This is a genomic window from Mesorhizobium sp. M7A.F.Ca.CA.004.04.2.1, from assembly GCF_004022825.1.
Lineage (GTDB): Bacteria > Pseudomonadota > Alphaproteobacteria > Rhizobiales > Rhizobiaceae > Mesorhizobium.
Window position 1 is genome coordinate 1 of record NZ_RZPH01000221.1, and the last position, 7,016, is coordinate 7,016.

Annotated in this window: 6 protein-coding genes; all 6 read left to right on the forward strand. The window is 62.7% G+C overall.

The annotated features are described in order from the left end of the window. On the forward strand, nucleotides 1-840 hold an 840-nt coding region (locus EN893_RS12565; RefSeq protein ID WP_164900826.1), incomplete at its 5' end, for an ATP-binding cassette domain-containing protein. A gap of 26 nt (nucleotides 841-866) precedes the next feature. Further along, entirely contained in the window at nucleotides 867-1,997 is a 1,131-nt protein-coding gene (locus EN893_RS12570) for an ABC transporter permease (RefSeq protein WP_127268473.1), read from the forward strand. 32 nt (nucleotides 1,998-2,029) lie between these two features. Next, entirely contained in the window at nucleotides 2,030-2,977 is a 948-nt protein-coding gene (locus tag EN893_RS12575; protein ID WP_023756738.1) for a D-ribose ABC transporter substrate-binding protein, read from the forward strand. A 96-nt stretch (nucleotides 2,978-3,073) separates the two neighbouring features. Next, on the forward strand, nucleotides 3,074-4,633 hold the full coding sequence (locus EN893_RS12580; RefSeq protein WP_127268472.1) for an FGGY-family carbohydrate kinase: 1,560 nt from the start codon (nucleotides 3,074-3,076) through the stop codon (nucleotides 4,631-4,633). Beyond that, the gene (locus EN893_RS12585) at nucleotides 4,630-6,147 is read left to right on the forward strand and encodes a glycerol-3-phosphate dehydrogenase (RefSeq protein WP_127268471.1); all 1,518 of its coding nucleotides are present in this window, start codon (nucleotides 4,630-4,632) and stop codon (nucleotides 6,145-6,147) included. The genes EN893_RS12580 and EN893_RS12585 overlap by 4 nt, the downstream gene beginning before the upstream one ends. Then, the coding region (locus EN893_RS12590) for a TIM barrel protein (protein WP_128361562.1) at nucleotides 6,147-7,016 on the forward strand (870 nt) is incomplete at its 3' end. The genes EN893_RS12585 and EN893_RS12590, both read left to right, overlap by 1 nt.

Consider the following 7,016-nt stretch of genomic DNA (forward strand, 5'->3'; position numbering starts at 1 on the left):
GCCAGGGACATCGACCTCGAGTGGATCGTGCGCAACATGGTCGGCGAGAATTTCGATCTCGGCTCGCCGCCGACCGGTCATGCGTTCGGCGAGGTCGCCCTTTCGATCGAGGACGTCAGCGTCGTTGACACTTCGGGCTCGGGCTATTCCGTCGTCGATCACCTGTCGCTGGACGTCAGGGCCGGCGAGATCGTCTGCATCTATGGGCTAATGGGCGCCGGGCGCACGGAATTGCTGGAGGCCGTCGCCGGACGAGTGCCGATGGCGGGCGGTCGCGCGCTTCTGGAAGGCGAGGACGTCTCGGGGTTGAGCATTGCCCAGCGCATCTCCAGAGGGCTTGTGCTGGTCCCCGAGGACCGCCAGCGCGACGGGCTGGTGCAAACGATGACCGTCGGCCGCAATCTCTCGCTTGCCAGCATCGAGGCGTTCGCCAAGGGGCTGTTTCTGTCCCGTTCCAGGGAGCGAGAGCTGGTCGAAGACTCGATCCGCAAGGTGACTGTCAAGACCGCAGGTGGCAACGCCATGATCGGATCGCTGTCGGGTGGCAATCAGCAGAAGGTCGTCATCGGCAAGATGCTGACGACCAAGCCCAAGGTCATCCTCCTCGACGAGCCGAGCCGCGGCATCGATGTTGGCGCCAAGGCCGAGGTCTTCCGCTTGTTGAGCGAACGCGCCGCTCAAGGGCTTGCGGTCGTCTTCTCGACCTCTGAGGTCAACGAATGCCTCAGCATTGCCCACCGCATCGTCGTCATGCGGCGTGGCAGGATTTCAGCTGAATTCGGCGCCAACGCCACCAAAGAGCAGATCATGGCCGCCTCCGGCGAAGCCGTGGTCGCCTGATCACCAGAATTTCGGAGCCCAGACCCATGACCGACGTCAGCCAGGCCAGAAAACAGTCCAGTCCAAGCGCGAGCGAAGGCTTCGATCTCGCCAAGTTGCTGCTCGAGGGCCGGGCCTTCTTTGCCCTGATCGTCATCATCGTCGTCTTCTCGATCCTGTCGCCCTACTACCTCTCGGTGGCGAACTTCCTGACCATGGCTTCGCATGTCGCCATCTTCGGAATCCTCGCGATCGGCATGCTGCTCGTCATCCTCAATGGCGGCATCGATCTGTCGGTGGGGTCGACGCTGGGTTTGGCCGGCGTCGTTGCCGGATTCCTGATGCAAGGGGTGACGCTGACCTGGCTGGGCGTCGTTCTCTATCCGCCGGTCTGGGTGGTTGCGGTGCTGGCCTGCATGCTGGGCGCGGTCGTCGGGCTGATCAACGGCGTGCTCATTGCGCGCTTCAAGGTTCCGGCGTTCGTCGCCACGCTCGGCGTCATGTACATGGCGCGCGGCCTGGCGCTGCTGATGACCAGCGGCCTGACCTATAACAATCTCGGCGGCAAGCCGGAGCTCGGAAACACCGGCTTCGATGCGCTTGGCTTCAACCGCTTGTTCGGCGTGCCGACGGGCGTCGTGGTTCTCGTGGTCATCGCGCTGATCGGCAGCATCGTGTTGAACCGCACCGCCTTCGGGCGCTGGCTCTACGCCTCGGGCGGCAACGAGCGCGCGGCCGAACTGTCCGGCGTTCCGGTCAAGACGGTGCAGATTTCGGTCTATGTGCTGTCAGGCATCTGCGCCGCTATTGCCGGCCTGATCCTGTCATCGCAGTTGACGTCGGCGGGACCGACCGCGGGCACCACCTACGAATTGACGGCCATCGCGGCCGTCGTCATCGGCGGCGCGGCACTGACCGGCGGCCGTGGCAACATCCGCGGAACCCTGCTCGGGGCCTTCGTCATCGGCTTCCTGTCCGACGGTCTGGTGATCATCGGCATCTCATCCTACTGGCAGACAGTGTTCACGGGCGCGGTCATCGTGCTCGCCGTGCTCCTCAATGCCGTTCAGTATCGCCGCCGTAGCAAGCTCCCAAGCGCGACAGGTGGCCAACCGACTTCTCAGAAACGGGGGAAGGCCGAACCGGCCAATCCTGCCCAAGGGAAGATTGCCAGGTGAACTGGCAGCAACACCGCGTAATCATTGGAGGAATGTACATGAAAACCATGCTGAAAAGTCTGCTCGCCGCCGCGATGGTCGTCGGGTTCACGGCCGCCGCGTCAGCCGCGGGCCTGATCTCGATCATCGTCAACGATCCGGCCAACCCCTACTGGCTGACTGAGGGCAACGTCGCCAAGGCCGAGGCCGAGAAGCTTGGCTATACAGCCAATGTCGGCGCCCACAAGGGCGATACCAATACCGAAAGCAATTTGATCGACACCGCCATCACCAACAAGTCGGTGGCGATCATCCTCGATCCGGCCAACGCTGACGGCTCTGTCGGTGCGGTGAAGAAGGCGATTGCAGCCAACATCCCGGTGTTCCTCGTCAATGCCGAGATCAATCAGGAAGGCCTCGCCAAGGGTCAGCTCGTTTCCAACAACGCGCAAGGCGCTGCTCTCGGTGCCCAGCAGTGGGTGCAGGCCGTCGGCGAAAAGGGCAAATATGTCGAACTGCTCGGCGCCCCGTCTGACAACAACGCCGCTACGCGCTCGAACGGTTACGCGACTGTGCTGAGCCAGTACCCGGATCTCGAAAAGGCTGCTTCGCAGGTCGCCAACTGGGATCGTACCCAGGGCCACGACAAGATGCAGAGCATGCTGCAGGCCAATCCCGACATCATCGCCGTGATCAGCGGCAATGACGAGATGGCGCTTGGCGCGGTTGCGGCGCTGAAGGAAGCCGGCAAGCTCGCCGGCATCAAGGTCGGCGGCTTCGACGGCTCCCCGGATGCGGTTGCGGCGATCAAGTCCGGCGAACTGCAGTACACCGTGCTTCAGCCGGTCGCCATCTTCTCGGCCAAGGCCGTGCAGCAGGCGGACTCGTTCATCAAGACAGGTGCCACCGGTGCGGCGACCGAGAAGCAGCTGTTCGATTGCCTTCTCATCACCAAGGACAATGTCGACAAGTACACCGCACCCTTCGTGCTGTCTGAGTAATACCTGTACAGGGGGTGTCCTTGCGGACACTCCCTGCCTCTTCTACGAAATGACTGCCCTCGTGAACCGCCTTCGCAACCAACCGGAATTTGCGGCATGAAAGACCTGCTGATCGGCATCGACGCGGGAACGTCGGTGATCAAATCGATCGCTTTCGACCTGTCCGGGCGGCAGCTCGCCATGACGTCGGTGCCCAACAGCTTCGTCACGCTGGAAGGCGGCGGCGCCGAGCAGGACCTCGACCAGACCTGGCGCGACATGGCGCGGACCGTTCGCGATCTCGCGGCCAAGGTTCCCGACCTCGCGCAACGAACCGCAGCGGTGGCCATCACCGGGCAGGGCGACGGAACCTGGCTGATCGATGGCGAGGGCTTGCCTGTCTCGCGCGCCTGGCTGTGGCTCGATGCCCGCGCTGGACATTTGGTGGACGAGATGCGCGCCGATCCCCGGGATCGCAGGCGGTTCGAGTTGACCGGCACGGGTCTCAATTCCTGCCAGCAAGGCGCCCAGCTTGCCTTCATGAAAAAAAACTATTCCGACATGCTGGAGCGGGCGGCGACCGCCCTGCATTGCAAGGATTGGCTCTACTTCAAGATGACAGGCGAACGCGCCACGGATCCCTCCGAGGGAACCTTCACCTTCGGCGATTTTCGGTCGCGCAGCTATTCCGACGAAGCCCTCGACATCCTGGATCTGACGACGCATCGCCGCCTGTTGCCTCCCATGCTCGAAGGCACCACCGACCATCATCCGCTGTCGCGGTCGGCGGCGGCAGAGACCGGCCTGCTCGAAGGCACGCCGGTGGTGCTGGGTTACGTCGATATGGTCATGACGGCGCTCGGAGCCGGCCTCTATGATCCCTCGGGCAATGTCGGCTGCACGGTCATCGGCTCGACCGGCATACACACACGCTTTGCCGCCACTCCCGACGATGTCGTGCTGAACGACGATGGCTCCGGCTACACGATCGCCATGCCTATTCCAGGCGCCTTTGCCCAATTGCAGTCCAACATGGCGGCGACGCTCAACATAGATTGGGTGCTTGGCCTAGCGCGCGACGTGCTCGCCACGGCTGGCGGCAAGCCTTCTCATGACGAGTTGCTGAAGGCCCTCGACGCTTGGGTGGAAGCATCGGAGCCTGGTTCGCTGATCTACCAGCCTTATATATCGCTGGCCGGTGAAAGAGGACCGTTCGTCGATCCTGACGCACGCGCGGGATTCATCGGCCTTTCGGTCAAGCATGGCTTTGGCGATCTGGCGCGCGGCGTCCTCGAGGGACTGGCCTTCGCCGCACGCGATTGCTACCAGGCGATGGGCGCCGTGCCGGGCGAAATCCGCCTGTCGGGCGGCGCCGCGCGCAGCCCGTCCCTACGCCGCATCATCGCAGCGGCGACAAGGGCACAGGTGCGCACCAGCAGTCGCCAGGAAGCCGGCGCGGCAGGCGCCGCGATGATGGCCGCGGTCGGCCTCGGCGTCTATGGCTCGATGGAAGACTGCGCCGCCGAATGGGTGACGCCGCTTCTCGGCGACTGCGATGCCTATGACGAGGCGCTTTCGCAAACCTACGATGCCCTCTTCCCTTCCTTCGTTGCAGCGCGTCAGGCGCTTCGGCCGGTGTGGAAGGGCATGGCGCACCGCACAGGAGCAGGATCTTGAGCAATACAACAGATGTCGTCGATCTCTTCGTGATCGGCGGCGGCGTCAATGGAGCCGGCATAGCGCGTGATGCGGCAGGTCGCGGGCTGTCCGTCATCCTGTGCGAAAAGGACGATCTCGCGCAAGGCACGAGCTCGCGCTCCGGCAAGCTGGTGCATGGCGGCCTGCGCTACCTCGAATATTATGAATTCCGGCTGGTTCGCGAAGCACTGATCGAACGCGAGGTGCTGCTCGAGGCGGCGCCGCACATCATCTGGCCGATGCGCTTCGTTCTTCCGCACAGCCCGCAAGACAGGCCGGCATGGCTGGTCCGGCTCGGGCTGTTTCTCTACGACCACCTTGGCGGCCGTAAACGCCTGCCGGGGACAAGAACACTGAACCTCAAGACTGCGCCGGAAGGTGCGCCAATCAAGGACGAGTTCAAGCGCGGTTTCGAATATTCCGACTGCTGGGTCGACGATGCGCGCCTGGTGCTGCTCAACGCTCTGGATGCCCGGCAGCGCGGTGCCAGAGTGCTCACGCGCACCGCCTGTGTCGCGGCCCGTCGCGAAAACGGACTGTGGTCGATCGACATGCAGGATGGTCGCACGGGTTCGGTGACGAAGGTCCGGGCGCGGGCGCTGGTCAACGCGGCAGGCCCCTGGGTCAACGACATTGTCAGCCGCGTCGCCGGCCAGAATTCCACCCGCAATGTTCGTCTGGTGAAGGGCAGCCATATCGTCGTGCCCAAATTCTGGGAGGGGCGGCAAGCCTATCTCATTCAGAACAACGACAAGCGGGTGATCTTCGTCAATCCGTATGAGAACGATCTGGCGCTGATTGGCACCACCGACATTCCCTACGAAGGCAGGCCCGAGGAAGTGGTCGCCGAGGCCAGCGAAGTCGACTATCTGATCAAGGTGGTCAATCGCTATTTCAAGCGGCAGCTGACGCCACAGGACGTGGTCTACAGTTTCTCGGGCGTGCGTCCGCTCTATGACGACAATGCCGACAATCCAAGCGCGGTGACGCGCGACTATATTTTCGAACTCGACGCCTCCAACGGCAACGCGCCGCTGCTTTCGGTATTCGGCGGCAAGATCACCACCTTCCGCAAGCTGTCGGAACACGCGCTGGAAAAGATCCAGCCGTTTTTTCCGATGATGAAGAAAGCCTGGACGGCCAAAATTCCCTTGCCGGGAGGCGACCTGCCCAATGCGGACTTCGAGCAGTTCCTGAGCGATCTGCATTCCGAGTTTTCATGGCTCAGCCCGTCGCTGGTGAAGCATTACGCGCGAAGCTATGGCACCCGCGCCAGGCAATTGCTCGCTGGCGCACAGCGCGAAGCCGATCTCGGCCGCCGCTTCGGTCCCGATCTATATGAACGGGAGGCAAGGTTCCTGGCCGAGACCGAATGGGCCGGCACATCAGCCGATATACTGGAACGCCGCACCAAACATGGCCTGCATATCGATGCGGCCGAACGGAAAGCATTCGAAGACTGGTTCGATAACATCATGGCGACGGCGGACTGATGGCCTTCACGCTTTCCCTCAACACCAATCCGCTGGTCAATCGTTTCGCCGATCCAGACGATCTGATCGATGCGATCGCCTATGGCATCGGCATCCGCGACGTGCAGCTGACGCATGAATTCGTCAATCCGGGCTGGCCGGCGGCGACGATTGCCAAATTCCTGCGCCGGTTCAACAGCGCCTTGGCGCGGACCGGTGTCAAGATCACCTCCGGCATGACGGGGCCTTATGGCCGGCTCAACCATTTCGGCCACCCGGATGCGGATGTGCGGCGCTATTATGTCGACTGGTTCAAGACCTTCGCCGATATTTCCGCGGAACTCGGTGCGTCGGGCATGGGCACGCAGTTCGCCATCTTCACCCACAAGGACTTTGACCATCCGCAACGGCGGGCAGCGCTTCTCGATATCGCCCTCGAGTGCTGGCGCGAGGTGGCCGAACACGCCAAGGCGGCGGGTCTGACATACCTGTTCTGGGAGCCGATGTCGGTCGGCCGCGAGTTCGGCCACACGATCGAAAGCTGCGCCACGCTGCAAGGCGCCATCGATGCGGCGAAGCTGCCCATACCGATGAAGATGATGGTGGATATCGACCATGGCGACGTGACCTCGGCCGATCCTGCCGATACCGATCCCTATGCTTGGGCGAAAGCGTTTCCATTGCAATCGCCGATCATCCACATCAAGCAGTCTTCCATGAACAAGGGCGGGCACTGGCCGTTCACGGCCGCCTACAACAAGGACGGCCGCATAGTGCCGCAGAAGCTGCTGGACGCGGTTCGGCAGGGCGGTGGAACCGACAATGAAATTTGCCTTGAACTTTCCTTCAGGGAGAGGGAACCAGTCGACCATCAGGTTATCGAGCTGTCT